Annotated in this window: 5 protein-coding genes; 3 read left to right on the top strand and 2 right to left on the bottom strand. The window is 62.4% G+C overall.

Annotated features, from left to right (window positions below; translation table 11 throughout):
- A partial coding sequence (locus tag Q0S16_RS04300) for a glycerol-3-phosphate acyltransferase (protein WP_295845417.1) occupies positions 1-439 on the top strand: 439 nt, incomplete at its 5' end.
- Between the two features lie 286 nt (positions 440-725).
- Here the strand turns inward: Q0S16_RS04300 and Q0S16_RS04295 are convergent.
- Positions 726-1,256 (bottom strand): hypothetical protein, encoded by a 531-nt coding sequence (locus tag Q0S16_RS04295; RefSeq protein ID WP_295845415.1) that lies wholly within the window; start codon positions 1,254-1,256, stop codon positions 726-728.
- Positions 1,257-1,387: 131 nt separating this feature from the next.
- Between Q0S16_RS04295 and dprA the strand changes: the two genes are divergently transcribed.
- A complete protein-coding gene (gene dprA / locus Q0S16_RS04290; RefSeq protein WP_295845412.1) occupies positions 1,388-2,506 on the top strand; it encodes a DNA-processing protein DprA in 1,119 nt (372 codons plus the stop codon).
- A 2-nt stretch (positions 2,507-2,508) separates the two neighbouring features.
- On the opposite strand, the gene Q0S16_RS04285 is transcribed toward dprA, so the two are convergent.
- Positions 2,509-2,910, bottom strand: a complete 402-nt coding sequence (locus Q0S16_RS04285; protein ID WP_295845411.1) for a helix-turn-helix domain-containing protein — start codon at positions 2,908-2,910, stop codon at positions 2,509-2,511.
- 76 nt (positions 2,911-2,986) lie between these two features.
- Between Q0S16_RS04285 and Q0S16_RS04280 the strand changes: the two genes are divergently transcribed.
- Positions 2,987-3,518 (top strand): NAD(P)H-dependent oxidoreductase (locus tag Q0S16_RS04280; protein ID WP_295845409.1); only part of this gene is annotated, 532 nt, incomplete at its 3' end.

The raw sequence follows: 3,518 nt of genomic DNA, 5'->3' as shown, positions 1-3,518 counted from the left end.
GCGCAAGGGCCTCGCCGCGGCGACGCTGATCCTGGACGCCTTGAAGGGCACCGTCGCCGTCATCATCGCCGGCCATGTCGGTGGCCCGCTCGCGGCGATGATCGCCGGACTGTTTGCGTTCCTCGGCCACCTGTTCCCGGTCTGGCTCGGCTTCAAGGGCGGCAAGGGCGTGGCGGTCTATATCGGCATCATGCTCGGCCTGTTCTGGCCGGCGGCGCTGATCTTCTGCATGGCCTGGCTGGCCTGCGCCTTTGCCTCGCGCTACTCGTCATTTGCCGCCCTCACCGCCAGCGGCATCACGCCGATCTTCCTGTGGTGGGCGAAGGCGCCACAGCTCGCCGTGCTGGCGACCTTCCTGACCTTGCTGCTGTGGTTCATGCACCGTGAGAACATCAAGCGTCTGGTCGCCGGCACCGAAGGCAAGATCGGCGCGAAGTAATTGGCGCGGCAGCTTCAAAAATAGCGCTCATAGATGTAATCGTGATTGCCCACGATCACGATATCGAACGTCCGCGGCGCGGTTTCGCGAAGCAGTATGCGGATGGAACAGTTCGACCGGGTCGTGAAATACCCCTCTTGCTCTTTACGCGCTCGAAGTTCAGCGATTTGGCGTGGGGATCAACGAGAAACAGTTCAAGCGCCGCAATGGTGTCATCCGCATCTGCTTTCGAGACCCGCTTGAGAGAGCGCAGAAACGAACCGGTCGGCGTCACCTGCATCGGCAGCTACGCGATTTGGCTGCGCAGGAAAGCTCCTAGTTTCTTAGCATCGTCGAAATTCTGCCGCTCTTCAGGGCTTTTATTCAGTTCAGACTTGAACGCCAACAAGCCGTAGTACATGTCGATAAAAAAGGCATGCTGTGCCACCCGACTTTTCTCGATCCCGCGCATCAGCTTTCGCACAAACTTTCCAGCGTTGGCGGATATGCTGCCTAGCTGATGAATTCGCTCGGCGACTGCCGGATCGCTGTGCAGCGGCTCACTGAATGCAGCAATTCCATCCTCGACAACTTTGATTGCGTCCGACACGGTCTCCTCGGCTTCCCGCCCAACAGGCAGCGTGCGCTTTATCTCTTCGAAAGCTGGCTCCAGTTTTGGAAGTAATGTTGCACGCCATCTAATCATCTCGATCTCAAACTGATCGACACGCTTCTCAAGCTGCTTGAGATCGTCGCCCACAACCAGCATCGCAAAATCCAGCGATGGCGGTGTCGTGAATATGTTCGCAAACGTTTCAGCGACGGCTGGGCCGGTCACGAAAGAACCTCTTGACCGCATTATACATGGATGGATCGGTCACGTTAAAACCTGATTGAAGGTTTTTCCCTCTTAAGCGCGGTTGAATACAACTTTAAGTTGCGCAATGGTATCCTGCAAGGGGCTTTTGCGTGGACAACAACCAACCGACTACCATTCATCTCACCGACGCGCAGCGGATCGACTGGCTGCGGCTGATCCGGTCTGACCATGTCGGACCGCGCACCTTTCGCTCGCTGATCAATCGTTGCGGCAGTGCACGCGCGGCGCTGGAGCAACTACCCGAACTGGCCAGGCGCGGCGGCGCCGCCGGCCCCGGCCGGATCTGCAGCGAACAGGACGCGCAGCGCGAGTTCGCGGCGAGCCGCAAGATCGGCGTCCGCCTGGTCGCGCCCGGCGAAGCCGGCTATCCGCCGCGCCTGGCTGGCATCGACGACGCGCCGCCGCTGCTCGGCATGCGCGGCAACACCACCGCGTTAATGCAGCCGATGATCGCCATTGTCGGCTCGCGCAATGCGTCCGGCGCCGGATTAAGGTTCGCGGAAAAACTGGCGTACGATCTGGGTGATGCCGGCTTTGTGGTCGCCTCCGGCCTCGCCCGCGGCATCGATCAGGCGGCGCATCGCGCCAGCATCCACAGCGGCACGCTGGCGGTGCTGGCGGGCGGCCATGACAGGATCTATCCGCCGGAGCATGAAGATCTGCTGTATGCGCTGCTCGAACACGGCGGCGCGATCTCGGAAATGCCGCTCGGCCATGTGCCGCGCGCCCGCGATTTCCCACGCCGCAACCGGCTGATCTCCGGGGTCTCGCTCGGCGTCGTGGTGATCGAGGCCGCGCATCGCTCCGGCTCGCTGATCACCGCGCGCATCGCCGCCGAACAAGGCCGTGAAGTGTTCGCCGTGCCCGGCTCGCCGCTGGATCCGCGCGCCGCCGGCACCAATGACCTGATCAAACAGGGTGCGGCGCTAGTCACCGAGGCCGCCGACGTGATCAATGCCGTCACGCCGATCATGGAACGCCCGATCGAGCTGCCGAGCCGTGAGCCGGATGAGATCACGACATTCGACGACCCTGATCACGGCGACCGCGCCCGCATCATAGCCCTGCTCGGCCCGAGCCCGGTCGGCATCGACGATCTGATCCGCCTCAGCGCTACTTCGGCGGCCATCGTGCGCACCGTGCTGCTGGAGCTTGAGCTGGCCGGCCGGCTCGAGCGCCATGGCGGCGGGCTGGTATCGATGATCTAACGTCAGCTCGTCGAATTGCGCCCGTCGAAATTCTGCCGCGCGGTTTCGATGTCCGGCTGATGCGCATGCGCCCAGGCGCCCAGCGCCTTGACCGGCTCGCTCAGGCCGCGACCGAGATCGGTAAGTTCATAATCGACGCGCGGCGGCACCGTCGGAAACACCGTGCGGGTGACGAGGCCGTCGCGCTCCAGCCCGCGCAACGTGAGCGTCAGCATGCGCTGCGAGATGCCGCCGATCATCCGCTTCAGCTCGTTGAAGCGGCGCGGCCCGTCGCCGAGCAACATGATCACCAGTACGCTCCATTTGTCGCCGATCCGCGACAACACCGCCGCCACGCCGCGACAGTCGCTGCCAAGATGCGCGTTGGGCGGCAGGACGGGCACATCGGTGTGCTCTGGTTTCAAAATTGTGCCTTCTTGTGCGGTTTTCGCCAGTCACTCAAATAGCGTCAGTTACAAACCTATACCAGGGATGACTGACATGAAACTCCTCCATATCGATTCCAGCGTGCTCGGCCCGAACTCTGTCAGCCGACAGGTCTCTGCCGCGATCGTCCAGCATCTTACCGCGACGAAGCCCGCCCTCGCCGTCACCTATCGGGATCTCGCCGCCGCGCCGTTATCGCATTTCTCCGGTGAGCATCTCGCTGCCCGACAGGGCGTCGCTTCTGACGCCGCGCTCAGCGACGATGTGGCGGCCGGCACCACGGCGCTAGACGACTTCCTCGCCGCCGATACCGTGGTGATCGGTGCGCCGATGTACAACTTTACTATTCCGACCCAGTTGAAAGCCTGGATCGATCGCATTGCCGTGGCCGGCAAGACGTTCAGCTACGGCCCCGAGGGCGTCAAAGGCCTCGCCGGCGGCAAACGGATGATCATCGCGTTGTCGCGCGGCGGATTTTATGGCGCCGGCGCGCCGAGCGCAATTTATGAACACACCGAAACCTATCTTCGCGGCGTATTCGGCTTCCTCGGCGTTACTGACATCGAAATGATTGTCGCCGAGGGCA

This window comes from Tardiphaga sp., from assembly GCF_025356345.1.
In the GTDB taxonomy this organism is placed as follows: Bacteria; Pseudomonadota; Alphaproteobacteria; order Rhizobiales; family Xanthobacteraceae; genus Tardiphaga.
This window is presented reverse-complemented; position numbering and strand designations above follow the sequence as displayed.